Genomic DNA, 26,375 nt, shown 5'->3' with positions numbered 1-26,375 from the left:
GCTCATGGCGGTAGGATCGAGGAGACGAGGAGCTGAGTATAGGGCTCGCGCGGATCGTCGAGCACCTGGTCGGTCAAGCCGGTCTCAATGACGCGGCCGCCCTTCATCACCATCACGCGATGCGACAGCAGTCGCGCCACCGCGAGATCGTGGGTGACGATGATGACGGCGAGATGCAATTCGGCAACCAGGCTGCGCAAGAGATCGAGCAGGCGGGCCTGCACTGAGACATCGAGGCCGCCGGTCGGCTCGTCCATGAAGACGAGGCGCGGCTCGGTAACGAGGTTGCGGGCGATCTGGAGACGCTGGCGCATGCCGCCGGAATAGGTGCGCGGCGCATCGTCGATCCGCGCGACGTCGATCTCGACGCGCTCCAGCCAGCTCGAAGCGGTGTCGCGGATGCGGCCATAGTGATTCCAGCCCACGGCCATCAGCCGTTCACCGACATTGGCGCCGGCAGAAACCGCCATGCGCAGGCCCTGCGCGGGATCCTGATGCACATAGCCCCAATCGGTGCGGAACAGAAACCGCCGCTCGGCCTCGCCGAGCGTGGCGAGATCACGGGTTGCGCCATCGCGCATTCGATAGGAAACACGGCCGCTGCTTGCGGCAAGCTGGCCCGACAAAAGTTGGAGCAACGTCGACTTGCCGGAGCCGGATTCGCCGACGATCGCCAGCACCTCGCCGGGATGGAGCGCGAAGGAGACATCACGGCAGGCGGCGATCCTGCCGTAGGATTTGCTCAAGGCTTCCGCGACCAGTAGCGGCTGATCGTTGTCAAGCATAGGCTCAGCCATTTGATTCCCCTTGCGCCTTCTCCTTGTACGGGGCGGCGCTCAGGCTGCCGTGGTGGCCGGCCGCCTGACGTTCCTCGCAGAAATCAGTGTCGGAGCACACGAACATGCGCCCGCCCTTGTCGTCGGTGACGATCTCATCGAGATACGAGTTCTCGGCACCGCACAGCGCACAGGGCGCGTTGAAGCGGTAGGGTTCGAAGGGGTGATCTTCGAAATCGAGCGACACCACCTGGGTGTAGGGCGGGATCGCATAGATGCGCTTCTCCCGGCCGGCGCCGAAAAGCTGGAGCGCAGGGCAATTGTCCATCTTGGGATTGTCGAATTTCGGCGTCGGCGACGGGTCCATCACGTAGCGCGCGTTCACCTTCACCGGATAGGCGTAAGCAGTTGCGATATGTCCGAACCGCGCGATGTCCTCGTAGAGCTTGACATGCATCAGGCCGTATTCGGCGAGCGCATGCATGCGGCGCGTCTCGGTCTCGCGCGGCTCGAGGAAGCGCAGGGGTTCGGGGATCGGCACCTGATAGACCAGCACCTGGTCTTGCTTCAGCGCGGTCTCCGGGATGCGATGACGGGTCTGGATCACGGTCGCCTCGTCCGTCGCGGTCGTTGTGGCGACGCCGGCGGTCTTGGCGAAGAATTTGCGGATCGAGATCGCGTTGGTGGTGTCGTCAGAGCCCTGATCGATCACCTTCAGCACGTCATCCGGCCCGAGAATCGCGGCCGTGACCTGCACGCCGCCGGTGCCCCAGCCATAGGGCATCGGCATTTCACGGCTGGCGAACGGCACCTGATAGCCGGGAATCGCGATCGCTTTGAGGATCGCGCGGCGGATCATCCGCTTGGTCTGTTCGTCGAGATAGGCGAAGTTGTAGGCCGGCGCGTTCATTCCGCGGCCTCCTTCATCGGCTCGGCTTCGTTGGCCTCGGCAAATTCCTGGCGCAGCTTGCGCAGCAGGCCAAGCTCGGACTGGAAGTCGACATAGTGTGGCAGCTTCAGGTGCTCGACGAAGCCGGTAGCCTGGACGTTGTCGGAATGCGACATCACGAATTCCTCGTCCTGCGCAGGTGCAAACACTTCCTCGCCGAGCTCGCGCGAGCGAAGCGCGCGATCGACCAGCGCCATCGACATGGTCTTGCGCTCGCTCTGGCCGAAAGCGAGGCCGTAGCCGCGGGTGAAGCACGGCGCGTCCGTCGCCGAGCCCTTGAACTGGTTGACCATCTGACACTCGGTGAGCTCGATCGCGCCGAGCGGCACGGCGAAGCCGACATCCTCCGCTGAGAATTCGACCTCGACCTCGCCGAAACGGATCTCGCCGGCGAAGGGATGATTACGGCCGTAGCCGCGCTGGGTCGAGTAACCCATCGCCAGCAGAAAGCCTTCGTCGCCGCGCGCGAGATTTTGTAGCCGCAGATCGCGGTCGGCGGGGAAGTTGAGGGGTTCGCGCGTGAGATCGCCGACGGGCACGCCGTCTTCTGCTTGCGGCGACGGCTCGATCAGCCCGTCGCGGCCCAGAATGTCCGTCACGCGCGGCGTGGCCGCGGGCGAGGCTTCGGCCGTCGCCGGCTCCTCCGGTACGAAACCTTCGGCAAGCCCCGGGTCGAGCAGGCGATGGGTGTAATCGAATGTCGGCCCGAGGATCTGCCCGCCCGGAATGTCCTTGAAGGTCGATGACACCCGCCGCTGCACCCGCATCGCGCCGGTATCGACCGGCTCGCTTGCGCCGAAGCGCGGCAAGGTGGCGCGGAAGGCGCGGACCAGGAAGATCGCCTCGATCAGGTCGCCGCGCGCCTGCTTGATGGCGAGCGCGGCGAGCTCGCGGTCATAGAGCGAGCCTTCGCTCATGACGCGATCGACGGCAAGGCCGAGCTGCTCGGAAATCTGGCCGAGCGAAATTTCCGGCACGTTCTGGTCGCCACGCCGCGCGTGCGCCAGCAGGCGATGGGCGTTCTCGATGGCACGTTCGCCACCCTTGACTGCGACATACATGCTTTAGCTTCCCTTATTCGCGACCCGCGTGGTGCGCGGGATCGCAACCACGGCGTCATCGGCGACCAGCACAACGTCGATGCCGCGCGGAAACAGCGCCTCGTTGATGCGCAGGCGCTCGAACAGGTCGGCCGGCCTGATCGTCGCCTGAACGATCGCCACGCCGTCGATGCCGGGGCCACGGAGCTCGAAGGCGGCTCCTGCGTCGAGGCTCTCCACTTGCAGGATCAAGGTGGTCGAGCGATCCGGATATTCGTTGCTGCCGAATGCAAAGCGCTCGAGCGAAGGAAGCGCGGCACCATCGGCGATCAGTGCAAAGCCCGCGACCGAAGAATCCTGAACCACCGGCGCACCGGTGTGGAATTTCAGCCACTTCAAGACGTCAGAGCTCTCCGACATCCGCGCATCGAGCCAGAGCGGCGTGTCGTGGTCGAACAGCGTCAGTGCAATCGCCGCCGTGCCCCGCATCATGGGTCCGGGCGTGCCCGTCAACGGCACGATACGCTGCACCGAGCCCGGCCGCGCCATCGCGTCCATGACCGAGCGAAAGGTCGATTGAGCCGACAACACCTTGTCGGCGAAACCCGGCGGCAGTTCCGCAATCGTGGTCATGGCCTCACCCCTCACCGCGCACCATGGTGTAGAAATCAACCTTCGTTGCCGCGGTCTGTGCGGCACGCTGCGCCTGTCGCGCGTGCAGGTCCGCGCGCAGCGGCGCTATGACCTCGCGTTCGACAACGGCACCGAATTCTTCCGTCTGCACGAGCGCGTCGCAGAGCGCGATCAGCCTGGCCTTCTCACCGTCGCGGCCGAGCGTATAGCCAAAACCAACCTCACCGCTCGCAAGCTGCACCGCCGCACGCGACACGGTGGCTTCGCCCAGGTTGAACGGCGCACCGTCGCCGCCAACGCGGCCGCGCAGCATCACGAGGCCGTTCTCGGGCGCGCGCAGGTCGTCGTGCCGCGGCAGCACGATGGTGCTGAGACGGTTGGCGATGTCGCCGGGTTCCGCGTGCGCCAGCACGGCCATCGCCGCCTTGCGCCGGGTCTTGAGGCTGTCTTGCGGGGTCACGTCGCTCACCAGGCTTGCCGAATTGAAGTTGTCTATGATAATAGACAACTTCATAAGGAAGCGCCATGACTGTTTCGTGACAACCGTATGATTTTCGAGATAGGCTGTTCCCCGTTATGAGCCTTCAGGACACTGCCTCTTCCGGCGTCGCGCTGTGGCGCCTGGTTGCCGACGGCATCGAGCGCGGCATCGCCGACGGCCGCTTTGCGGCCGGCGAGAAGCTGCCGGGCGAGATGGAGATCGCCGAGACCTATCGCGTGAACCGCCACACCGTGCGGCGCGCGCTGGCGGCGCTTGCCGAGCGCGGCCTGGTGCGCGCCGAGCGCGGCAGCGGCACCTATGTCGAGGCGCAGAAGCTCGCCTATCCGCTGCGCTCGCGCACGCGCTTCTCGGAGATCGTCGGCGCCGGCGGCCGCGAGCCGCGCGGACAGCTGATCGAGGCGCTGGCGGACGTGGCGAGCCGGGAACTTGCGCGGGAACTCGGCGTGAAGACCGGCGCGCCGCTGGTCCGGATCGAATCCGTTCGCCTTGCGGACCGGTCGCCGATCTGCGTCTCGACGTCCTGGTTGTCAGCCGAACTCTTTCCTGATGCGGGAGCGGTGTTCGCCGCCACGCGCTCGATGACGAAACTGCTCGCGCATTATGGTGTGCGCGACTACCGCCGCGGTTCGACCCGGATCACAGCCGGCATCGTCGATGCCACCGATGCGGCGCGACTCGATCTCGCGCTGGGGCGTCCGATCCTGGTGGTCGATTCGACCGACGTCGATCCGGACGGCAAGCCGCTGGTGACGAAGCGCTCGCGGTTCGCGGCAGAACGGGTGGAATTCTTGATCGAATCGTAGGGTGGGCAAAGGCGCACTTGCGCCGTGCCCACCATCCTTCCAAGACTTCGACAGAAATGGTGGGCACGCTTTGCTTTGCCCACCCTACGAGAGAAGCGCTCTATGCCACCGCTCGCCTGCCGATGATGGCGAAGCGCAGCTTGCCGGAGACGAAGTCGATCGCGGCGACGGCGACCAGGATCATGAGCACGAGGAACGACACCTTCTGCCATTCCAGCACGCGAATCTGCTCGGCGAGCTGGAGGCCGATGCCGCCGGCACCCACGATGCCGATGATGCTGGCCGAGCGCGTGTTCGATTCGATGAAGTACAGCACCTGACCGGCGATGACCGGCAGCACCTGCGGCATCAGGCCGAAGCGAATCTCATGCAAGGCACTGCCGCCTGATGCCCTGATGCCCTCGACCTGCTTCTGGTCGGCCGCCTCGATCGCCTCCGAAAACAGCTTACCGAGCGCGCCGAAGTCCGAGACCATGATCGCTAGCACGCCGGCGAACGGGCCGAGCCCGACGACATTGATCCAGACCAGCGCCCAGATCAGCGTATCGACGCCGCGGATCGAATCGAGGAAGCGCCGCACCGGGAAGCGAATGATGTTCGGCGGCACGATGTTGCGCGCCGCCAGCAGCGAGACCGGCAGGGCCAGCGTTGCGGCGAGGGTGGTGCCGAGCAGCGCGATCGACAGCGTCTCGCCGAGCGCCTTGAGATAAAGCGGCAGCGACGTTCCTGGATCGGGCGGGATCATCATCATGGTGATCCAGCCGAGCTGCTTGAGGCCTGCGATGAACTTTGCCGGCTCGAAGCCGAGATCGTGTAGGCCGAAGATGAAGACAGCGAGCGCCGCCACGATCATGGCCGGCGTCGCCAGACGCGCGGCCGCCGGCCGCTCGAAGGCATCGGGATATTTTGTCCGCAGCGCCGCGGTGTCGGGCTTCTCGAACTGCTTCATGACCGTGCATCCTTGCCGAACAGCCGCGCGCGCAGCCAGCCGGTCGTGATGTCGATGACGAAGATCGTAAGCACGATCATCAGCAGGATCGCGCTGACGTCGGAGTAATAGAACTTGCGGATCGCGACCACGAGCTCCTGGCCGATGCCGCCAGCACCGACGAAACCCATCACCGAGGATTCGCGGACATTGATCTCGAAGCGCAGCAGCGCGTAGCTGACATAGCCGGCGGAAACCTGCGGCAGCACGGCAAAGCGCATGCAGGACAGCCAGCTCGCGCCGGTCGAGCGCACGCCTTCGACCGGCTTCATGTCCGCATTCTCCACGATCTCGGAAAACAGCTTGCCGAGCGCGCCGGTGGAGTGAATGGCGATCGCCAGCACGCCGGCCATCGGCCCGAGCCCGAAGGCCATGACGAAGATAAGGGCAAACACGATACCCGGCACGGTGCGGGCGAATTCGAGCAGGCGGCGCACGGTGAAGCGCAACCAGGGCGCTGGCGAGGTGTTCTCAGCGGCGAAAAAATTCAGGCAGAAGGCGCAGACCGCGCCGATCAGGGTGCCGACATAGCTGATCAGCAGCGTCTCGCCGAGCAGCTTGCCCCATTTGTACCAGCCCCACAGCCATTCGCCGGGATCGGTCCAGACACGCTGGCCGCTGTCGAGGGTGAGGATACGGTCAAAATAGCTGACGAAATTGCCGAAATAGGTGAAGAGCGTCCGCAAATTCACCTCGGCCCCGATCGCGGCGAGGATCAGCGCGGCGATGAACAGCGTAGCGCCAGCGAACAGCCGCAGGCGCTTGCGCGCCACCGCGTGGCGATAGGCCGCGTTCAGCGCAGTCAGTTGCTGCTCGGGAAGGATCGAAACCGCGATGGTCATGGGGTCAGCGGACAAGGCTCGACATAGAAAAGAGCCGGGTCAATTGACCCGGCTCCAGGTGCGTCGTCCCGTTCGATCAGGACGCCTTCTTACGCAGATTGTCGACGAATTTGATCAGCTCGATCGTCTTGTTGTAGTCGTCGGTGGCGATCGGCTCCCAAGGCTTGTTCTTGCCGTCGGAGAGCTTCTTGAATGCCTCGGGATCCTTCTGCGCCGCCTCCAGGAAGGCCTTCTTGATCGCGGCCTTCATGTCCTCGGGCAGATCGCTGAGATAGGCATAGGGGTCGTTGATGATGAGGTCGGACTTCACGATGATGCGGAAGTCCTCCTTCTTCATCACGGTGCCGTCGGCCGACTTTACCATGCCCTTGTTGAGCATGCGGGTCAGGTTGGAGTCGTCATCGGCGTTCCACCAATTGGCGGCGACGTCGACGGTGCCCTGGGCGAGCGCGAGAACGGCGTTCTCGTGGCTGCCGGTGAAGACCACCTTGGAGAAGTAGGCATCGGGATCGATGCCCATCGCGTTCAGCTTGAAGCGGGGCATGTTGTTGCCGGACGTGGAATTCGGGTCAACAAGCCCGAGATTCTTGCCCTTGAGGTCCTCGATCTTCTGGTACGGCGACTTCGCCAGCACGTAGAACACGGAGTAATAGCCCTTCGAGCCGTCGGAATTGACGTCGATGACGAAGGCATCGGTCTTCACGCCGGTGAGGCGGGCGCGCGCAAAGGACGCCGGACCGTAATAGCCGATATGGATATTGCCGGCGCGCTGGCCCTCGATGAGGGCAGCGTAGTCATTTGCAACACGCAGCGTGACCTTGATGCCGAGTTCCTTGGACAGATAGCTGATGAAGGGGGCGTAGCGCTCGGTAGTGCCCGAGCCGTTCTCGGCCGGGATCGCCGCAAAGGTGATCTCCGGATATTTTGCCCTCCAATCCTCGGCGGAAGCGGAAGCGGAGAAAGCCAGTGCGGCGGCGCCGGCAAGGACGATGCGACGAGTGATCATGATACCCTCTTGATCGGTTGAACGCGGTGAACACAAAAAAATTGGGTCGCCGCTCAGGCGGCGGCAGCGGTGCCGAGTGCCGGAACACCTTCGGGCGCGGGCAGCGGCGTGCCGCCCATGACTTCACTGGCTTCGAGATCGTAGAGCTCGCGCGCCACGTGCTCGGTGAGCGCCGACGGCGCGCCATCGAACACCACGCGGCCCGCCGCCATGCCGATCAGGCGATCGCAGTAGCTGCGCGCCAGATCGAGCGAATGCAGGTTGCAGATCACGGTGATGCCGAAATGCTTGTTGATGCGCAGCAACGCATCCATCACGATTTTGGTGTTGCGCGGGTCGAGCGAGGCGATCGGCTCGTCGGCTAGGATGAGATCGGGCTGCTGCACCAGCGCGCGGGCGATCGCGACGCGCTGCTGCTGGCCACCGGAAAGCTGGTCAGTGCGCTGGGCCGCGAGCGAGGCCATGTCGAACTGCTCCAGCGCCGACATCGCCAGCGCCTTGTCCTCTTCCAGCCAGGTCTGCGTGAGCGAGCGCCAGGCCGGCATCGCGGCAAGGCGTCCCATCAGCACGTTGGTGAGCACGTCGAGACGGCCGACGAGATTGAACTGCTGGAAGATCATCGCAGCGCGGGCGCGCCATTGCCGCAGCTCCTTGCCGCGCAGCGCGGTGACGTCGACGCCGTCGAACAGGATGCGTCCCTCTGTTGGTGTCACCAGGCGATTGATGGTCCGCAGCAAGGTCGACTTGCCAGCGCCGGAACGGCCGATCACGCCGACAAAGCCGCCGGGGGTGATCTCAAACGAAGCACCATCCACCGCGGCTTTTGTGCCGAAGCGGCACGTCAGACCTTCAAGCACCAGCATGCAGGGGCTCCCAACTAGCTGGGGCCACCGCTAACGCCGCCGCTTTACATTTGTGTGACAGGGCCACTGCGGTGCGGCGATCCTACGCACCTCGTCCCCCGTCATCTCTGCGTCATGACATCGTCATCAAGCCGCTCGAAGACGAGATCCCTCCCCCCTTTTGACGGATGCACCATGGTCGCCAAAGCGCTTTCGGTCCAACCGACCATCGATCCCACCGCCAAGCTGCACGAGATCAAGCTCGGCGCCTATTGCGAGGTCGGCGCGCGCACGATCCTGCACGAGGTGACGATGGGCGACTATTCCTACGTTGTGAACGATTCCCAGATCACCTACACGACAATCGGAAAATTCTGCTCGATCGCGGCGATGACGCGCATCAATCCCGGCAATCACCCGATGCAGCGCGCCAGCCAGGCGCATTTCACCTATCGCGCGAGTGCCTATTTTCCGGGTGAGAGCGACGAGGCCGAGTTCTTCGAGTGGCGGCGCCAGCATCACGTCCGCATCGGCCATGACGTCTGGATCGGCCACGGTGCGATCGTGCTGCCGGGCCGCAATATCGGCACCGGCGCCGTGGTAGCCGCAGGTGCCATCGTCACCAAGGACGTGCCCGCCTACACGATCGTCGCAGGTAATCCGGCCCGCCCGGTCCGGCGGCGGTTCTCCGACGAGATCGCCGGCCGCCTGGCAAGGCTCGCGTGGTGGGACTGGGATCACGAAAGCTTGCGTGAGGCCTTGCCTGATTTCCGCAAGCTCGGGATTGAAGATTTCCTCGCAAAGTACGAAGCACGGATCGTTGCCAACCAATCCTCTCCCAGCAAGCGAAGCGTCCTCGCGTGACCGAAATATTCCTTGAAGGCGGCCGGGCCCTGATCGGCACGGAGATCGTCGAAACCTCACTCGTCGTTTCCGGACAGGACATCGCAGCGATCGACCGCGGCCGCGGTCGCGTACCGCTTGCGATCGACGCCCGCAATCTTTTGCTCCTGCCGGGCATCGTCGACCTGCATGGCGATGCCTTCGAGCGGCAGATGATGCCGCGCCCGGGCGTCGACTTCCCGATCGACGTGGCGCTCGCCGACAGCGACCGGCAGGTCGTCAGCAACGGCATCACCACCGTCTTCCATGGCACGACATGGTCGTGGGAACCGGGCCTGCGCTCTGGCGACAATGCGCGGCGCCTGCTGGAGGCGATCGAGCGGCTACGCCCGCAATTGGCTGCCGACACCCGCTTCCATCTACGGCACGAGACCTACAATCTCGATGCAGAGGACGAGATCGGCCAATGGCTCGCCGAAGGACGGATCGATCTGTTCGCCTTCAACGATCACATGGCTGCGACCATCCGCGATCTGGCAAAGCCGAACAAGCGCGGCCGCTTGGTTGACCGGACCGGACTGTCCGACACGGCTTTTGAAGAGCTGGTCGGCCGTATCGCCGCTCGCGCGGCGGACGTCCCGGCGACGACTGCGCGGCTTGCTGCCGCGGTGCGCGCGGCCGAGGTGCGGATGCTCTCGCATGACGACGCAACGCCGGCGATGCGCAAGGCGTATCGTGACATGGGCGCCACGATCGCCGAATTTCCAGTCAACGAGGAAACCGCGCGGGAAGCAGCAAGCGCAGGCGACGCCATCATCTATGGCGCGCCGAATGTGGTGCGTGGCGGCAGCCATACCGGCTGGACCAAGGCGTCCGACATGATCGCCAAAGGGCTCTGCTCGGTGCTGGCCTCCGACTATTACTATCCGGCGCAATTGCTCGCCGCCTTCCGGCTCGCCGCTGATGGCGTGCTTCCACTGGCGCAGGCCTGGAAGCTGATCTCGGAAGCCCCGGCAGAGGCCGCAGGCCTCTCCGATCGCGGTATGATCAAGGAGGGACAGCGCGCCGACATCCTGCTGGTCGACGATACCGTGCCGCTGCGGCCGCGGGTGGTCGCGGTGATCGCCGCTGGCAAGCTCGTCTACCTCACCGATGGCACGCGCCTGCTGGGCTCAATCGCGACGCCGCGTGAAGCTGTCGCCACCGTCTGAACCCGCTATACCTGAGGCGATGACCGATTTTCCCCGCTACGCGATCTACTATGCCGCCGATGCCGACAGCATGCTGTCGCGCTTCGGCGCCGAGCTGCTTGGCTATGATGCCCATAGCGGCCGTGAGTTGCCTTTCCCTGCCGAAGCGCTGCATCTTGCAGCCGATTGGCACGACGTCACGGCCGATCCCCGCAAATACGGTTTTCACGGCACGCTGAAGGCGCCGATGGCGCTGGCGGGCGGCAAGACCGAGGCCGAGCTGGTTGCGGCGTGCGCAGCGTTTGCCAGCAAGCCGCGGCCGATTCCCGTGATTCGTCCGATCGTGGATTCCATCAGCGGCTTCATTGCGGTGATCCCGTCCGAGCCCGTCAGCGAATTGACCCAGCTTGCCGCCGACTGCGTGCGCGATTTCGATGCGTTCCGCGCGTCGCTGACGGCGAACGATCGCGCGAGGCGCAACCCGGATGGGCTGCCCGAGCGGCAGCGCGACTATCTCGATCGCTGGGGCTACCCTTACGTGATGGAAGAATTCCGCTTCCACATGACGCTCACGGGCCGGCTCGATGCAGAGCGGCGTGCACCGATCGTCGAGATGCTGCGGAAGCGGTTTGCGGAGCTGCGCCTTGTAACGCTTGCCATCGACCGCATCGCGCTGTTTCGCCAGGAAAACGCCGCGGCACGCTTTCACATCATCGGCGAGTGGCCGCTCGCCAGCTAAGGCTCATCACCAGCTCGCGAGGTTGAACGCGAGAGCGACGGCGCCGACCAGGACGAGGCTCGCGGCCCAAGCCGCATCCAGATTGAACCAGCTTCGCGACACGAACTTAAGACCGAGATAGCGGTAGACCAGCCACGCAAGGCAACCACCCACGATGATCATCGCAACGACGTGCGTTAGCGAAACCAGCACCGCCATCGCAAGATTCGCCGTGACGAGGGTGCCGGCCGCCTGATGGGCCGCGTCGAGGTCAGCGGCCTGGCATAGCCCGAGATAGATCGGCACGAGCATCAACGCAGCACCGTGGGCGATGGCGACGGCGAACGACCAGAGCGCCAATTGCGTTGGCGGTATCCGCGCCAGCGTCCGCGGATGACGGCGATCAACCAGACGAAATATGCCGAAACCGATCACGAGGAGGCTCGCGCCGAGCTGGATCGGCCGCTGCCACTCGGCCAGCGCCAGCAATAGCGCGAACGGCAGGAGCACCAAAAACGTCGCCAGCAGATGGCCGGCCGACAGCGCCCCGAGCGCGCCAAACAGCGCGCGTGGACTTCGTTCCATAAGTCCTGCCGAAACCGCGAGCGGCCACCCCATTCCCGGGTTGACGCCATGATAGATGCCGCTCGCAATGAGAGCGAGCCAGAGCCAGGCAAGGGTCCGGCTCGCCTCTCCCCAATCTAGGCCGACGGATAGCAAAAGGAGTCCGTCGAGCAGTCGCCGCCCTCAAGCCTGATCTGGTGGGCCCGATAGCCTTCCGGGAAGCTGACGAAATAATCGCTGGCGAGTTCGAGTCCGCCGTTGCGACCGACATTGGCCATCACTTCGACGCCGGGAACGCCATCCGGATAGAACTGATCGTCCCAGGTCGAGTAGAGCGAGTTGGTCCAGTACACGCGCTTGCCGTCACGGCTGATCTCGACCATCTGCGGCCCACCGGCATATGCCTTGCCGTTCGGATGCGGCGCGCGGCGCACGATGCCTCCGGTGTACACCGAGCCCGCGAGCTTGGGTTTCCGGGGATCGCTGACGTCGTACTGGCGCATCTCGCCGGTGCCCCAGCAGGAAACATAGAGGAACCGGTCGTCCATCGACAGATCGATGTCGGTCACGAGTGGCGGGACGGCACCAAAGCCCTGCAAAAGCGGCGGAAGCTTTTCTTTGGCTGCCGGCTCCGGCGGGATCGTTGCCGTCTTTTCGGCGTGGAATTTTCCGCCTTCGCGCCACCAAGTCCAGATCGAGCCTTCCAAATTGGTGGTGTCGACTACCACGCCAGCGAAGCCGTATTCACGAACCGGATCGTGCGCTGGCCGCACCTCCAGCGCCATCTGATGGTTGGCACCGAGGTCGATCGTCTGGACGTTGCGCCGGGCCCGGAGATCCCAGAAATGGAGCCGGTGGCCATACTTGTTCGACAGCAGATCTTCGGGAACGATGCCGTTCTCGAATTGCGGCGGCAGCCCCCACTCGCTCGTCACCATGTAGTCGCGCGGCAGATTCCACCAGAAGTCATAGTGCAGCGTTTGCGGACCGCGATCGATCTCCCAGCGACCGAACACCTCGAACGTCTCGCAATCCATGATGAAGACGCCGGGCGGCCCGCTCGTGCCATCCTTAGCGCCACCGCCCAGCGTGCTGACGTAAATGCCGTCCGGCCCGCAGTGGATGGTGTGGGGCCGCGAGTAGCCGGTTTTCTTGAAGACTTCCTCCGGCTCGATGATCTTGTGAATTTTCGCTTTGGTCGGATCGGGCTTGGTGTCGATGATGTAGATGCGCGATGAACGCAGGCCGGGAATGACGAGATAGCGCCGCTCGATGAAAGCGTGCCCGGCAAGCGGAGACAATGCTGACGAGCAGGCATTCCAGCCGAAATGATGAAACTCGTCGCCCTTGTTCGGCATCGTCACGGTATGGACGATCTGGCTGTAGGTTGACGATCCCGGCTTGGCGTCGATGACCGCGAGTGCGTCGGGCTTTGAGAAATCCGGACTGAGCAGCAATGTATAGGCGAAATTTTCGGGCGGCGCTTCCATCGCGAGTTTTGGCGATGCGTGGAAGGTCGGATCTGGCCGCATAGTCATGGCACTGCCTCCCTGTTTGCGTCGATTTGCGCCAACCTGGCTCGGGATAACGGCATAATGAAGTGCTGACGGGCGATGTCCTTAAGCTGCTCCGCAGGCCTGGTTGGCCCGGGAAGATTACGGCAACGCGCTGCCACGCGAAACCGGCCGAAGCGCGCCAATTCGACGCTTGGCCGAGTGGAAACTGTTGCGAGACGGGCTCGATCGCGAACCCACACTCGGCGTCGTCCCCGCGAAGGCGGGGACCCCCGCGCGAGCGCTTGCGCTCGTCCACAAGTCTTCGCAACAACTAAGGCCTGTGGTTATGGGTCCCGGATCTGCGCTCCGCTTCGCTGCGCTTGTCCGGGACGACGAGCGGAGTTTGTAGGCGCCAAAAACTCAACGTCGTTCCGGCGAAAGCCAGGACAACGTTGGGGAGCGAACTCCGCTACTTACCCCAGCGCAACGCCAGCGCGTCGCGTTCCTTGGCCAGTTCGAGCAGGCCTGCGCGCGTGGCCGGGTGCAGCGGTTGCAGGGGATGGCGCACGGCGTCGGACTTGATCACGCCGCCGGCCTGCATCATCGCCTTGCAGGCGATCAGGCCGCACTGGCGGTTCTCGTAGTTGATCAGCGGCAGCCAGCGCTCATAGGCGGCCTTGGCCTCCTCGCGCTTGCCGGCAAAATAGGGATCGACGATCTGGCGGATGCCGTCGGGATAGCCGCCGCCGGTCATCGCGCCGGTGGCGCCGGCGTCGAGGTCGGCCATCAGCGTGATCGCCTCCTCGCCGTCCCATGGACCTTCGATCGCGCTGCCGCCCGTCTCGATCAGGCTGCGCAGCTTCGCCGCCGCAAACGGCACCTCGATCTTGAAATAGCGGATGTTGGAAAACTCCCGCGCCAGCCGTGCCAGCAACTCCACCGACAGCGGCGTGCCGGCGACCGGTGCGTCCTGGATCATGATCGGAATCTCGATCGCCGCCGACAGCACCTTGAAGAACTCGACGATGCCTTTCTCGGGCACCCGGAAAGTCGCGCCATGATAGGGCGGCATCACCATCACCATGGCGGCGCCGGCCGCCTCCGCCTGCTTGCTGCGCGCCGCGCACACGGCCGAGGAGAAATGGGTGGTGGTGACGATGACGGGGACGCGGCCGGCGACATGCTCCAGCACGGCATGCATCACGGTCTCGCGCTCGGCGTCGGTCAGCACGAACTGCTCGGAGAAGTTGGCGAGGATGCAGATGCCGTTCGAGCCGGCATCGATCATGAAGTCAATGCAGCGACGCTGGCCCTCGAGGTCGAGCTCCCCGCGCTCGTTGAAGATCGTGGGGGCGACGGGAAAGACGCCCCGGTACGGACGCTGGACTTTGGTTTGGGGCGTGGCCGACATCGAAACTACTCCCTGGATCTCTTGCCGCGACTTATCGGGCGGGCCGCCCGCGATGCTGCGCGAGCATGGTACCGCTACCATCTAGCGCGGTCGCGCACCTGCGGCAATGCCGATCGCGGCGGGGAACTTCAGATCTGATGAGCTACGCCGAACGAACGGCGCCGAGGAAGCCTTCGACCGCCACGCGGAGGCGATCGGCATCGGCGGACATCTTCTTGACCGACTCCGTCAACACGGTGCCGGCATTGCCGGTCTCGCGGTTGAGGCCGGCGACGCTGCCGATCGTGTCGGTCACCTCGCGGGTGCCGAGGGCGGCCTGCTGGAAATTGCGCGAGATCTCGGTGGTCGCCGCGCGCTGCTCTTCGACCGCCGCGGCGATCGCCGTCATCTTCTCGTCGATGCCGCCGATCGCCCCGCCAATCGACCGGATCGCGGACACCGCCTGTCCGGTCGCGGACTGGATTTCCGCGACCTGGCGCGAGATCTCCTCGGTCGCGGTCGCCGTCTGCGACGCCAGGCTCTTGACCTCGCCGGCGACCACGGCGAAGCCGCGGCCCGCCTCGCCGGCACGCGCCGCCTCGATGGTGGCGTTCAGCGCCAGAAGATTGGTTTGGCCTGCGATGGCGCTGATCATCTTCACGACCTCGCCGATGCGCGCGGCGGTCTGGTCCAGAATCTCGACGGTGGCATTGGTCTGCTCGGCCTGCGCAACCGCCTCGCGCGCCTCGCGCGCGCTGGCCTGCACCTGCGCCGAGATCTCGCCGACCGATGCCGACAGCTCCTCGGTCGCGGCCGCAATGGTCTCGAGATTGTTGGTGGCCTGCTCGGCCGCGGACGACACCGCAGCCGTCTGGTTGCTCGACTCCGACACCAGCGAACGCACACCCGTCGCCGTGGCGTCGAGCTCCCGTGTCGATTCGGCAACGCTATGAATCACCGCCTGCACGGCGTCGTCGAAGCGCCGGCAGGCCGCGTCGACCGTGCCGGAGCGGGCGAGCTGCTGGGCCTGTTGCGCCTCGCGCTCCTGACCGAGCCGTTCCGCCGTCGCCGCGCTCTCGCGGAGGCTCTCGAGCGCTGAGGCCATGGTGCCGAACTCGTCGGGATGTTTCGACTGCGGCACCGACGTTGCGTAGTCCCGGGCGCTGATCCTTGCGATCGCGCCCATCAGCGATTGCACCGGTCGCACCAGGCGATTGCGCACCACGAACACGCCGGCCAGGGTCACGGTCAGTGCCGCCAGGAAGGCCAGCGACTGCACCACGAGCTTGGCGAGCGCGGTCTCCTGCACGGCTTCTGCACGCGCGATCGACTGGTCCAGCGCCTTGTTGGCAACGGCCACGATCGGACCGAACGGCGACTGGCAGAGCGCATTCCACTCCTGCGCGGAAACGGCAGCACGCCCGCTGCCGTCGAAATTCCTGGTGAGCTGCGAAATCTGCTGCACGACCGAGTCGGTTTTCGCACGCGCCTCCTTGGCCGCGGAGACGAGATCTGCGGTCACATCAGGCGCGGCGAGCAGCTCCTCGATCCCGGTCCAGCCTGCGCCGACGACGCCGTTCCATTGCGCCACGTTCAGCTTCTGGCTCTCATCGAGCGGCTTGCTGCTGTTGACGTTGGGGCGCAGCGCCGAGCACTGGATGCCATAGCGGTCGCGCACCTGCCAGGCGAGGCGGCGAACCTGGATCATCCGGGCGATGAAGGGATCATTCATCCAGGCGCGGTTCGAGACGGCGGTTGAGGCGAGGTTCGCCGTATCGATGGTCTTGCTGACGGCCTCGTACCAGGCATTGGTGCGATCGATCTTGCGCTCGGCGCGCGGACGCGCGGCTTCGTCGAAGAACAGGCGGAACTGCGGCGCGGCTTCGCTCCAGCGTTGCTTCAGCGTGCTTGCAAGTTCCTCGCGACGGGCGAACTCGACGGTCTCGATGGCTGCGGCAATCGAATCATAGCCACCCTGCTCGAGCTTCTCGATCTCGCTCAAGCGGGCGCGCGGATCATCCTCGCCGAGCAGCGCGCTCTGCGCATCGCCACGGTTGGTTCGTAGCGACAGCACGCCCTGAAAAATGGCCTTGTCGGCGGCGGCGAGCCGCCCGGTCTCGAGGCTGTCCCGATAACGACCGAACGCGCCCGCCATCTGGATCGCCGTGCTGGTCAGGGCGCCGACGGCCAGCAGGGCCATCACCACCAGGAGAAGCGTACTTACCGATTTCTTAATCATGGCCATTGCCAGCGCGCCCAGTTTCGTGCGGCGGCACTGTGCCGGGCGACCTGCCAACGTTCCGTTAAGGCTTTAATCGAACTCGCTGCAATGCAAATCTGCCGCAACGACTGGTTGGTCTGGGCAATGAATCTGGACGAACGACTGAGGAGGCCGGCGCGCTGCGCCGGCCTCACCCGAGGTCATGTAACCTTCGTAAAATCCGGCGGGCGGCGCTCGGCAAAGGCCAAAAACGCCTCGCCCGCCTCGGCAGTGCGCAGGCGCTGTGCGAACTGCTCGCTTTCTGCCGTCATCTGCGCGACCAGCGCCTCACCATTGCGCATCAGCCGCTTGGTGGCGATCAGCGCGCCGGCAGGTTGCTTCGCGAGGCGCTCGGCGAGCGCGGCGGCCTCGGCGTCGAGCTTGTCGAGCGCCACGACGCGGTTGGCGAGGCCCCATTCGAGCGCGGTCTTCGCCGGCACGGCCTCGCCGAGCGCGAACATCTCGTAGGCGCGGACGTGACCGATGCGCAACGGCATCAACAGGCTCGAGGCCGCCTCCGGCACCAGTGCGAGGCTGACGAACGGCGTCGACAACAGCGCATTGTCGGCAAGCACGACGAGATCGCAATGCAGAAGCATCGTGGTGCCGACCCCGACCGCGCGGCCCTGGACGGCCGCAACCAGCGGGCGCGTGCAGCGCGCCAGCGACTGGATGAACCTGACGACGTTGCGGCTGCCCTCGGATTTGCCGGTGGCGACTGCGGCGAATTCGCTGACGTCGTTGCCGGCCGTGAACATGTCACCTTCGCCACGGATCAAGATCACGCGGACCGACGGATCGGTCTCAGCGCCCTCGATGGTGTCGGCGAGCTTGCCGTACATGGCGTCGGTCAGCGCATTCTTCTTGTCAGGGCGCGTCAGCGTCAGCGTCAGCACGCCATTGGTCATTTCAGTCCGGACATGCTCGGTCATGGAACGGCTCCTCTCATTCGTCTGTTGCTCGTGGAAACTTGGTCTGAATGCTCGTCAACCAGCGCGCGACGATGTCGATCTCGGCGCTGGAAAACCCTTCCGTCAGCGCGGCATTGATTTCTGCTGCTGCCGTCTTCGCCCGCACCTCGACCGCACGGCCCTTGGGCGTGAGCCAGACGCGCCAGGCGCGGCCATCCTCGCGGTCGGCCCGCCGCTCGACCAGCCTTGCCGCGGCCATCCGGTCGACGAGGCCGGAGATGCCCGCCGGCCCGAGATCGAGCGCGGCCCCCGCCTCGCCCATCAAGGCGCCGTCCTGCCGGCCGAGGATGAACAGAAGCCCCGCCTGGGATGGCGTCACCTCGCTCTCCGGATGCGCCGCCATGAATCGCTGCAGCCGGCGCTGCGCGACGTTCAGGAGGTAGATCAGCCGATGGTGCCGTGCCGCCGTCACGCGCGCTCCAATTTATTTCGCATGCGAAATATATAGATCGATGAGGCCAGCTTGTAAAGCGGCGCGGGCGTCACGCCGTTGTGGCGCGACAGCCGTCCAGAAAAATAGCTGCGGCGGTGCGGACGCGACGCTCGATCTCCTTGCGTGATGGCAGCGGCACACCGCCATAGATCGCGGCGCGCTGAGGAGCCGAGACGGCCATACCGATCAGCATGCCCGCGGCCTCCTCGACATCGTCAAGCACGAGGCGCTCTGCCTTCACCTGGACGCGCAGCCAGCGCGAGAGAGCGGCCGCGGTGCGCGCGATACCATTGCGATAGAAGGTGACGGCGAGATCCGGAAACGCCGCGGATTCCTGGAGCACGATGCGTTGCATAGCGACAACCTCCGGATCGAGCGCGAGGTCGGCGCAAGCGAGCAACGCGGTAGAAAGAGCCTCCGCGATGTCGGCGTGATCAATGCCCTTGAGTTGGACGTCGGAGAGTTGACGGTCGAGCCGATCGGCGACCATGGCCTCGAACAACACCGCCTTGGCCGGAAACAGCCGATAGAGCGTCTTGGTGGAAATGCCGGCGCGGCGCGCCAGCTCCTCGGTGCTGGTCGCTGCGTAGCCGTTCTCGGCAAAAGCGTGCCGTGCGGCATCGAAGATGATTTGACGCGTCTCGCCGTCATCGCGCAGTGGCGGCCGTCCACGGGGGCGGAGTTCGCTGGAAGGTTTTTCCTGAGCCATGTTTTTACATGATGCCTGTCATTCCATTGACAGTTTTCAACTTAGCCCTATTTTGGAAATCGTCAAGTTTCCTAATTCAGGGAGGCCGCCATGACCGTCCACGCCAGCCCATCCAAGATCGAAGCCACAGGGGTTCCGGCCAGCGTGCCGCAGAGCCTGCTGCCGGCCGAAACGGCGTCCGCCCCGCCCAGAAAGCTCAGCCTTCGCAAGCTGTTGCTTGCCGGTGTCGCAGTTGCCGCGCTGGCCGGCGCGAGCTGGTACGGTTACGACTACTGGACGGTCGGCCGTTACCTCGTCTCCACCGATGACGCCTATGTGAAGGCCGACAACACCACCATCGCGCCGAAGGTCAGCGGCTACCTCGTCCAGGTGCAGGTCGCCGATAACGAGCATGTGAAGGCGGGCCAGGTGCTGGCCCGGATCGACGACCGCGACTTCAAGGTCGCGCTCGATCAGGCCCGCGCCGACGTTGCGGCCGCGAGTGCCACCATCACGAGCAAGGAGGCGCAGCTCGAGGTTCAGCAGGCGGTGATCTCGGCCGCCAGGGCGACGATCGACGTCGACACCGCAACCAAGACCTTCGCAAGCCAGGAGAACAAGCGCTACACGGGCCTCGCCGCGACGGGCTTCGGCAGCGTGCAGAATGCGCAGCAGGCGCAGGCGCGCGACGCCAGCGCGGACGCGACGATCCAGCGCGACACCGCCAATCTCGCCTCCGCCCTCAAGCAGGTCGATCTGTTGAAAGCCGAGATCGTGCAGGCCACGGCCGCTCTCGCCCGCGCGGAAGCCGTGCAGCACCAGGCCGAGCTCAATCTCGGCTACACGACGATCGTCTCCCCGATCGATGGCGTGGTCGGCAACCGCACCCTTCGCGTCGGCCAGTTCGTTCAGGCCGGCACGCAGTTGATGTCGATCGTGCCTGCCGACGGCGCCTATGTGGTCGCCAACTTCAAGGAGACCCAGCTCACCAACGTGCATGCCGGCCAGACGGTCGACATCGAGGTCGACATGTTCCCGGGCCAGGTCGTGCACGGGCACGTCGATTCGATCGCGCCCGCGAGCGGTCAGGAGTTCGCGCTGCTGCCGCCCGACAACGCCACCGGCAACTTCACCAAGGTGGTTCAGCGGATCCCCGTCAGGATCGCGCTCGATGCCGAGAGCGCGCCGTCGATCGCGCTGCGTCCGGGCATGTCCGTGATCCCGACGATTGCGACGCGTTCCAGCGCTCCCGCCGCGCTGGCAGCGACTGCACCCAAGGCAACCCAGACTAAGGCAAACCAGACCTCCGGAGGGTCGCGCCATGTCCAACAGCCTCGCAATCCCAGCACCCGCACGCTCGATTCCGGCCGCGACGCCTGATCGCATCGTCGCCGATCCGAACCGCGCCAGCGCCACGATCTGGATCGCCGTCTTCGCGGCGATGATCGGCGCCTTCATGGCGATCCTGAACATCCAGATCACCAACGCCTCGCTGCTCAATATCGAGGGCGGCATCGGCACCGGTGTCGACAACGGCTCCTGGATCTCGACGTCCTATCTGATCGGCGAGATCATCGTCATCCCGCTCACCGACTATCTGTCGCGCGTGTTCTCGTTCCGTAACATCATCCTGAGCTTTGCGACGCTGTTTGCGGCATTCTCGGTCGCCTGTGCTTTCACCCACGACCTGCCCTCGATGATCGCGATGCGCGGCTTGCAGGGCTTTTTCGGCGGCGTCCTGATCCCGATGGCGTTCACGCTGGTCTTCACCAAGCTGCCGAAGGGCCAGCAGCCGATCGGGCTCGCGATGTTCTCGCTCGCGGTGACCTTTGCGCCCGCGATCGGCCCGACCATCGGCGGCTATCTCACTGAGAATTACGGCTGGCAGACGATCTTCTTCGTCAACGTCGTGCCGACCGCGGTCATGGTCACGACGCTGTTCTTCGCGCTGGAGCGGCAGCCGCTTCAGCTAGGCCTGCTGCGCGAAGGCGACTGGTTCGGCATCGCCACCATGGCGGTCGGCCTGGCCTCGCTCCAGGCCGTGCTCGAGGAAGGCAACAAGGACGACTGGTTCGGCTCGCCCTTCATCGTGCGGCTTGCCATTGTCGCGGCCGTCAGCCTCGCACTGTTCATCTACAATGAGCTGGTCGTGGAAAAGCCACTGTTGCGCCTGCGGCTATTGACGCAATGGAATTTCGGCATCGGCACGATCGCCTCGGTCTTCCTCGGCTTCGCCCTGTTCGGCTCGGTCTACCTGCTGCCCGCCTATCTCGGCCAGGTGCAAGGCTACAATGCCGAGCAGATCGGCAACGTGCTGGCCTGGACCGGCCTGCCGCAGCTTCTCCTGATCCCCCTGGTGCCGAAGCTGATGCAGCGCTTCGACGCCCGCTATATCGCGACCGTCGGCCTGCTATTGTTCGCCACGAGCTCCTTCATGAACATCATGATGTCGCTCGATTATGCGGGCGATCAGTTCCTCGCGCCCAACGTCGTGCGCGCGGTCGGTCAGGCACTGACGCTGGCGCCGCTCTCAGCGCTCAGCCTCGGTAGCGTCGCACCGCAGGATGCGGCCGCCGCCTCCGGTATCTCCAACATGATGCGCAATCTCGGCGGCGCGATCGGCACCGCCGTGCTCGCGACCATCGTTACCAAGCGCGAGCAATTTCATTCCAACATCATCGGCCAATCCGTGACGCTCGGCCGCGAGGAGGTCCGCAGCCGCATCGCGCAGCTCACGAACTATTTCGTCGCCCATGGCGTGCCGGATCCCAACGCCGCGCACGAGCAGGCCGTCATCGCGCTCGGCAAGCTGGTGAAGCGCCAGGCGCTGGTAATGGGCTTTTCCGACACCTTTGCCGTGATCGGCGTGATGCTGGTGCTGGCCGCGCTGGCCGTGCTGCTGACGCGGAGCGTGAAGGCGGCGGGCGGCCCGGCGCACTAAGCCTCGACCACTTATTTTTGAGCGGCCGTCACGCTTGACGGCCGTCTTTTTTTGTGTTCTTCCTTTGTTCCATTCAAGTACAGGTTGTATCAGGAGTTCATTTCATGATGAGTGATATGCACGGCGATGGCGGGCCGGCCCAGCTCGTGATTCATGATGACGAAGATACGCCAGACGAATTCGTGATCGAATTGCTGCGGCGGGTTTTCGGTAAGTCCGAGCGCGAGGCGGTCGCGCTGATCACCAGGATCGAGCAGGAGGAAAAGGCCGGTTGCGGTCCCTACCCGCGGTCCGTCGCCGACGCACTGCTCAAATCCGCGCTGCAGCACATTCAATTTGCAGGTCACGGCCTGCGGATCACACTCGAACCGGTCAAGACGACCTGCGAGCTTTGCGGCAAGCCCGAGGCGCAGACCGACGTGCGACTCGGGGGCCGGACGATCTGGCTGTGCAGCGACTGCATGCGTGCCGCAGGTAACTCCGGCGAGGAGCCGAAGGAAGAGGAGTTCGAATATGCCTGCGAGGTTCTGGACCGGCATTTTGCCGGCGTTCCACGCAGCAAGCTCGTGACCACGGTTCGCCAGTTTCCGGGACACATGCGCGCAGACGTCCAGGCGGGCATCGACCGCCTGTTCGCTTCCGCCGTCCGGCTGTTCGGCATCAATGACGAGCAACGCTACGAAACGCTGTCGATTGCGCGGCTTCTGCGCGAAGGCCGCAATGCGCAGGCGATCGCACCGCTCCAGTATTTCGATGTCGATATTGGCGAGAAGAACCCCGCCAAGTGCCTCGACAACGGGCTGTGGCTGTGCGCGCAGGGTGATCTCCGCTACGCCGTGCTGCTCTGTGCGCATCGCGAGTTCAGCCGCGAGTCCGGAATCCGGATCGAACTCGCCGTGCCCTCTGGCGCCGCGGGCGCGGCCCTCGTCCAGCGATGCTTCGGCGAGCTGGAGCAGGCTGTGCAGACCGCGCGCACCTATCGCGGCAAGATTCTCTCGCTCGACGCCGACCGAGATTATCGCGGCCTCTCGCGCGGCATCACCGTACACCGCCTGCCGCCGGTCGCACGCGACGAGGTGATCCTGCCGGAGCAGACCTTGCGGCTGCTCGATCGCAACGTCCTGAGATTCGTCGGGACCCGCGATCAATTGCGCAGGCTCGGTCAGTCGACGCGCAAGGGCATTTTGCTGTACGGCCCGCCAGGCACCGGCAAGACGCACACGATCCGGTATCTCGCGGCGCATTTGCCCGGGCATACGACCCTGATCATCACCGCCGAGCAAATGGGCCTTCTCGGCGCCTATATGAGCCTGGCGCGGCTGCTTCAGCCCTCGATGGTGGTGATCGAGGATGTCGATCTCATCGCCCGCGACCGCGATGACATGGGGCCATGCGAGGAGCCCCTTCTGAACAGGCTGCTCAACGAGATGGACGGGCTGAAGGAGGACGCAGACATCCTCTTCGTCCTGACCACCAACCGGCCGGAGGACCTCGAAGATGCGCTCGCCGGCCGGCCCGACCGCATCGACCAGGCCATCGAAGTGCCTCTCCCCAACGAGATCGGCCGCAGCAAGCTGGTACGGCTCTACGGCAAGGGGCTGCCGCTCGATGACGCCATCGTCGCCGAAGCGGCGCGGCGCAGTGAGGGCACGAGTTGCGCCTTCATCAAGGAATTGATGCGGCGGCTGGCACAGGCGAGCCTGGCCCGCGACGGCGGCAGTTCCGTCATCTCCGCCGACATCAATGAGGCGCTCGACGACATGCTGTTCTCCGGCGGCCGCCTCAATGCGCAGCTGCTCGGCGGCGCACAGGCGATGGCGGCGGGATGATCACCGTTCTCGCCGCTGGAGCATGATCCGGAAAAGTGTGAAGCGGTTTTCCCTCGCGACAAACGCGGAACGCGTTTGCGCGGAGATCATGCTCAAACAAGCACCTAAAGCGCGATGACGATTCATTCCAATCTCATCGCGCTTTGGAGTGCTCTAGTACTCCGCCGCGAGGTGCCGGGCAATGTCGCCGACCGGAAGCCGCGTCAGATCCTTGGGCAGTTCGCCGACGATGCGCGCCTTGACGTCCGCATGAAACGCGGCGCGCAGGTCTGCCAGTGCACGCGGCGGTGCAATGACGACGAGCGCCTTCACGTCGCGCTCGCGGACGAGCTGCTCCATCGCGGCTGCGACACGCCGGGCGAAGCGATGCTCCTCGATATCGTGCCAGTCGGTCGGCTCGACGGCCGCCCTTTGCCCTGTCGGCTTGCTGACACGGCCGGGACGATCGGTCCCCTGCTCGCGCGTCGGCGGATTCTCATCTGCGAACACGTCCTCGGTTTTCAGGTTCGGCTGCGCGGGATTGCCTTCGTTGCGCAGGAACAGCGCCTTGCAGCCGTCGCCGATGAAGACGAAGGCGCCGTGGGGAATCATCAGGCCGCTCATGTCAACGCTCCAGCTTTCGCTTCGATATTCAACCCCTCACCCGCCGGCGGGTTGATTCAAATCAACGCGAGCCTGCCACGGCCAAATGCGTGCTGCGCTTACCAATACGTGAGCACGGGAACTTGCACCGCGACACCGGTGCGATCTTCAACGAATTTGAGAGAAATCAACGACAGGTCGCGCGCACACCAACCCAAGTTCTCTAGGGAACGTGGAACCCGTTCGAGACGCTGGCGCAGAAACCTGCCAAGAAGATCGAGGTCACGATCGGTTCGTGCGAGGCGGTCCCCGCAGCCCTCGCACCAGCTATCCGCATCCGGCGCACTCCGTCACTGCGCGCAGAAGAAGCTCACTGCCTCCGTCACCGGGCCGCCATTGTAATGCGGCCAGGCTGGCCAGCGGCACAGCGGCAGCGCGCGCACAACCGAGAACGCCGGCGCCTCGACCTTCTGCTCGGTGACCTCGAGATCGCCGGGCGCCTTATCGTGCTCGACCCAGTCGACCAGCACGCTCAGCATGTCGATATTGGCCGGCGCGCCGGAGCCGACATGGTCGACGCCGGGCGCCGTGTAGAGCCTTACGAACAGGTCCGTCGTCGCCGACCCCATCAGACGCTCGACGTTCTCGAAATAGCGGATGCCGGCATAGGGGCTCTGCGCATAGTCGGCCATGTGCTCGAGCATGATCAGCCGGCCGCCATGCTCGCGGAAGCGGCTGAGATCGGGATTGGTCGAGTCCATCAGTTGGGACACCTCGAGCAGCCGCGCCTTGTGATCTTCGGGCCTGTAGGTGGTGACGTCGAGCTTGGGATCGCGCGCGAAGATATATTGAAGGGTGCCCGCACCGTAGACCCAGGCGATGCCATTGGTCGGGGCCGGCGGCTGCGCAGGCGCCGCGGTGCCGAGCCACCAGGCCGTCCATCCGCCGGTCGGGCCGACGGATGGCGTATCCTCGCCCGACACGCCCCAGCCCGGATAATCATCGAGCCCGTTGGCGAGCGGGAACGGGAATTTGTAAGCGCCGTGCAGCGTGTCGATCGCCTTGATCTGCGCGTCGGTGAGGCATCGGTCGTCACTCTGTCCGCTCGCGCAGCGCAACGTCTGTGGCTTGAAGGTCGCTTTGCAGCCGACGGGATTCTCCACCAACGCATCGGCTGAGCCGTCGGCCTTGTCGCAGGCGGCGCGCACGGCGTCGCCCACGAGCTTCACCTGGGCCGGACGGATCCAGCCGTCGCCCATGGTCACCAGCCCCGACCGGGTGCCGGCATGCTGCAGGCCGACCCAGTTGATGACCGGCACGCGCGAAAAAATGCCGTCGAAATCCGCCGGGTAACGCTGCGCCATGGTCAGACCTTCGCGGCCGCCCTCGGAAGAGCCCATGAAGTACAGCTTCTCAGGCCCCTTGCCGTAGGCGCGCTCCATTAGCGTGACAGCGGCGTCGCGCACTTTCTTGTAGGCGCGGTGGGCAAAGTTCTCGAATGCCTCGTCGTTGAGCGCGAAGGCCTGAGGCGGCTCGCCCGGCTTGGCCTCATGGCCGGAATCGGTGCCATAGGTGACGAAGCCGCGCGCAAGCGGCGACGGCTTGTCGAAGGGATAGGCCGGCGGCAACCCGAGTCCGGTGATCAGGACGCCGTTGAATCCGCCGCCGCCATATTGCACCGAGCGGCCGTTCCACTCGACCGGCAGGTTGAGCTGGAACTTGATCGGCGGCGCTTTCGGGTCCACAGGTTCAATGTGACCGAGCACCTTGCAGAAAGCAGGACTGGCCGGGGTGACAGGTCCCGACGGCATCGGTCCGCGTTCGGCAACGGTGAGCGGCGACGGCGCCTGGAGCGATGCCGAGTCGATCTTGACGGCACCAGCGTCCGAAGCAAGACCCTTGCAGACGGTGTCGGCATCCTCGGCCAGCGTCAGCGCGGATGCGCCGTCGACATGAGCCAACGCCACCAGCAGGCTCGCGAAACACACGGTTACGCTGATCTCAGAACGCGTCATCGCTTCCACTCGGACTTTTCTGTTATGAACGACAAGCGCGCGCATTCAACGCAACGTGCGGCCGTCCGTCAATC

General features: G+C 64.9%; 25 protein-coding genes. 7 read left to right on the top strand and 18 right to left on the bottom strand.

All coding sequences use genetic code 11. The features are described from left to right. Positions 1–2: 2 nt before the first annotated feature. From phnK to phnG, 5 genes are read right to left on the bottom strand one after another with little or no spacing between them, the layout of a single operon-like run. Positions 3–797 (bottom strand): phosphonate C-P lyase system protein PhnK, encoded by a 795-nt coding sequence (gene phnK / locus Q3C01_RS31095; protein WP_458149105.1) that lies wholly within the window; start codon positions 795–797, stop codon positions 3–5. Further along, a complete protein-coding gene (locus tag Q3C01_RS31090) occupies positions 790–1,686 on the bottom strand; it encodes an alpha-D-ribose 1-methylphosphonate 5-phosphate C-P-lyase PhnJ (protein ID WP_458149104.1) in 897 nt (298 codons plus the stop codon). The genes phnK and Q3C01_RS31090 overlap by 8 nt, the downstream gene beginning before the upstream one ends. Beyond that, positions 1,683–2,786: a carbon-phosphorus lyase complex subunit gene (locus Q3C01_RS31085; protein ID WP_458149103.1), complete on the bottom strand. Its 1,104-nt coding sequence runs from the start codon at positions 2,784–2,786 to the stop codon at positions 1,683–1,685. The genes Q3C01_RS31090 and Q3C01_RS31085 overlap by 4 nt, the downstream gene beginning before the upstream one ends. A gap of 3 nt (positions 2,787–2,789) precedes the next feature. Next, positions 2,790–3,398, bottom strand: a complete 609-nt coding sequence (phnH, locus tag Q3C01_RS31080; RefSeq protein WP_458149102.1) for a phosphonate C-P lyase system protein PhnH — start codon at positions 3,396–3,398, stop codon at positions 2,790–2,792. Between the two features lie 4 nt (positions 3,399–3,402). Next, the gene (gene phnG, locus Q3C01_RS31075) at positions 3,403–3,816 is read right to left on the bottom strand and encodes a phosphonate C-P lyase system protein PhnG (protein WP_458149128.1); all 414 of its coding nucleotides are present in this window, start codon (positions 3,814–3,816) and stop codon (positions 3,403–3,405) included. Positions 3,817–3,974: 158 nt separating this feature from the next. Here phnG and phnF point away from each other — a divergent pair, with 158 nt between their 5' ends. Beyond that, positions 3,975–4,703, top strand: coding sequence for a phosphonate metabolism transcriptional regulator PhnF (gene phnF / locus Q3C01_RS31070; RefSeq protein ID WP_458149101.1), 729 nt, complete (start codon positions 3,975–3,977; stop codon positions 4,701–4,703). 100 nt (positions 4,704–4,803) lie between these two features. On the opposite strand, the gene phnE (Q3C01_RS31065) is transcribed toward phnF, so the two are convergent. The 4 genes from phnE (Q3C01_RS31065) to phnC all read right to left on the bottom strand — a co-directional run bounded on the left by phnE (Q3C01_RS31065) (position 4,804) and on the right by phnC (position 8,402). Next, the gene (gene phnE, locus Q3C01_RS31065; RefSeq protein ID WP_458149100.1) at positions 4,804–5,652 is read right to left on the bottom strand and encodes a phosphonate ABC transporter, permease protein PhnE; all 849 of its coding nucleotides are present in this window, start codon (positions 5,650–5,652) and stop codon (positions 4,804–4,806) included. After that, positions 5,649–6,533, bottom strand: coding sequence for a phosphonate ABC transporter, permease protein PhnE (gene phnE, locus Q3C01_RS31060; RefSeq protein ID WP_458149099.1), 885 nt, complete (start codon positions 6,531–6,533; stop codon positions 5,649–5,651). Before phnE (Q3C01_RS31060) ends, phnE (Q3C01_RS31065) begins: the two co-directional genes overlap by 4 nt. A gap of 76 nt (positions 6,534–6,609) precedes the next feature. Then, the gene (phnD, locus tag Q3C01_RS31055) at positions 6,610–7,539 is read right to left on the bottom strand and encodes a phosphonate ABC transporter substrate-binding protein (RefSeq protein WP_458149098.1); all 930 of its coding nucleotides are present in this window, start codon (positions 7,537–7,539) and stop codon (positions 6,610–6,612) included. 53 nt (positions 7,540–7,592) lie between these two features. Further along, positions 7,593–8,402, bottom strand: coding sequence for a phosphonate ABC transporter ATP-binding protein (gene phnC, locus Q3C01_RS31050; RefSeq protein WP_458149097.1), 810 nt, complete (start codon positions 8,400–8,402; stop codon positions 7,593–7,595). 174 nt (positions 8,403–8,576) lie between these two features. On the opposite strand from phnC, the gene Q3C01_RS31045 reads away from it, so the two are divergent. The 3 genes from Q3C01_RS31045 to Q3C01_RS31035 are packed head-to-tail and all read left to right on the top strand — an operon-like array spanning position 8,577 to position 11,153. Then, the gene (locus tag Q3C01_RS31045) at positions 8,577–9,245 is read left to right on the top strand and encodes a transferase hexapeptide repeat family protein (protein WP_458149096.1); all 669 of its coding nucleotides are present in this window, start codon (positions 8,577–8,579) and stop codon (positions 9,243–9,245) included. Beyond that, the gene (locus tag Q3C01_RS31040; RefSeq protein WP_458149095.1) at positions 9,242–10,435 is read left to right on the top strand and encodes an alpha-D-ribose 1-methylphosphonate 5-triphosphate diphosphatase; all 1,194 of its coding nucleotides are present in this window, start codon (positions 9,242–9,244) and stop codon (positions 10,433–10,435) included. The genes Q3C01_RS31045 and Q3C01_RS31040 overlap by 4 nt, the downstream gene beginning before the upstream one ends. Before the next feature lie 19 nt (positions 10,436–10,454). Next, the gene (locus tag Q3C01_RS31035) at positions 10,455–11,153 is read left to right on the top strand and encodes a DUF1045 domain-containing protein (protein ID WP_458149094.1); all 699 of its coding nucleotides are present in this window, start codon (positions 10,455–10,457) and stop codon (positions 11,151–11,153) included. A 6-nt stretch (positions 11,154–11,159) separates the two neighbouring features. Here the strand turns inward: Q3C01_RS31035 and Q3C01_RS31030 are convergent, their stop codons facing one another. The 7 genes from Q3C01_RS31030 to Q3C01_RS31000 form a co-directional block, all read right to left on the bottom strand. Continuing rightward, a complete protein-coding gene (locus tag Q3C01_RS31030) occupies positions 11,160–11,750 on the bottom strand; it encodes a hypothetical protein (protein WP_458149127.1) in 591 nt (196 codons plus the stop codon). 83 nt (positions 11,751–11,833) lie between these two features. Then, positions 11,834–13,234, bottom strand: a complete 1,401-nt coding sequence (locus tag Q3C01_RS31025; protein ID WP_458149093.1) for a selenium-binding protein SBP56-related protein — start codon at positions 13,232–13,234, stop codon at positions 11,834–11,836. Positions 13,235–13,661: 427 nt separating this feature from the next. Then, positions 13,662–14,603 carry a dihydrodipicolinate synthase family protein gene (locus Q3C01_RS31020; RefSeq protein ID WP_458149092.1) on the bottom strand — a complete coding sequence of 314 codons (942 nt, stop codon included), beginning with the start codon at positions 14,601–14,603 and terminating at the stop codon, positions 13,662–13,664. A 142-nt stretch (positions 14,604–14,745) separates the two neighbouring features. Then, positions 14,746–16,827, bottom strand: coding sequence for a methyl-accepting chemotaxis protein (locus tag Q3C01_RS31015; RefSeq protein WP_458149091.1), 2,082 nt, complete (start codon positions 16,825–16,827; stop codon positions 14,746–14,748). Positions 16,828–17,003: 176 nt separating this feature from the next. Then, entirely contained in the window at positions 17,004–17,774 is a 771-nt protein-coding gene (locus tag Q3C01_RS31010) for an enoyl-CoA hydratase (protein WP_458149090.1), read from the bottom strand. Between the two features lie 13 nt (positions 17,775–17,787). Beyond that, a complete protein-coding gene (locus Q3C01_RS31005) occupies positions 17,788–18,156 on the bottom strand; it encodes a MarR family winged helix-turn-helix transcriptional regulator (RefSeq protein ID WP_458149126.1) in 369 nt (122 codons plus the stop codon). Between the two features lie 139 nt (positions 18,157–18,295). Next, complete coding sequence (locus Q3C01_RS31000; RefSeq protein ID WP_458149089.1) at positions 18,296–18,955, bottom strand: TetR/AcrR family transcriptional regulator; 660 nt, start codon at positions 18,953–18,955, stop codon at positions 18,296–18,298. Positions 18,956–19,045: 90 nt separating this feature from the next. Between Q3C01_RS31000 and Q3C01_RS30995 the strand changes: the two genes are divergently transcribed. The 3 genes from Q3C01_RS30995 to Q3C01_RS30985 all read left to right on the top strand — a co-directional run bounded on the left by Q3C01_RS30995 (position 19,046) and on the right by Q3C01_RS30985 (position 23,704). After that, positions 19,046–20,314: an HlyD family secretion protein gene (locus Q3C01_RS30995; RefSeq protein ID WP_458149088.1), complete on the top strand. Its 1,269-nt coding sequence runs from the start codon at positions 19,046–19,048 to the stop codon at positions 20,312–20,314. Continuing rightward, the gene (locus tag Q3C01_RS30990) at positions 20,256–21,875 is read left to right on the top strand and encodes a DHA2 family efflux MFS transporter permease subunit (RefSeq protein WP_458149087.1); all 1,620 of its coding nucleotides are present in this window, start codon (positions 20,256–20,258) and stop codon (positions 21,873–21,875) included. Before Q3C01_RS30995 ends, Q3C01_RS30990 begins: the two co-directional genes overlap by 59 nt. A 104-nt stretch (positions 21,876–21,979) precedes the next feature. Beyond that, on the top strand, positions 21,980–23,704 hold the full coding sequence (locus tag Q3C01_RS30985; RefSeq protein ID WP_458149086.1) for an ATP-dependent Clp protease adaptor ClpS: 1,725 nt from the start codon (positions 21,980–21,982) through the stop codon (positions 23,702–23,704). Between the two features lie 153 nt (positions 23,705–23,857). Here Q3C01_RS30985 and Q3C01_RS30980 read toward each other — a convergent pair whose 3' ends face one another. Together Q3C01_RS30980 and Q3C01_RS30975 are read right to left on the bottom strand one after the other, a co-directional pair. Further along, positions 23,858–24,307, bottom strand: coding sequence for a host attachment protein (locus Q3C01_RS30980; protein ID WP_458149085.1), 450 nt, complete (start codon positions 24,305–24,307; stop codon positions 23,858–23,860). Between the two features lie 329 nt (positions 24,308–24,636). Beyond that, a complete protein-coding gene (locus Q3C01_RS30975) occupies positions 24,637–26,301 on the bottom strand; it encodes a tannase/feruloyl esterase family alpha/beta hydrolase (protein WP_458149084.1) in 1,665 nt (554 codons plus the stop codon). Positions 26,302–26,375 lie beyond the last annotated feature (74 nt).

Source organism: Bradyrhizobium sp. UFLA05-109 (genome assembly GCF_054185165.1).
This window is presented reverse-complemented; position numbering and strand designations above follow the sequence as displayed.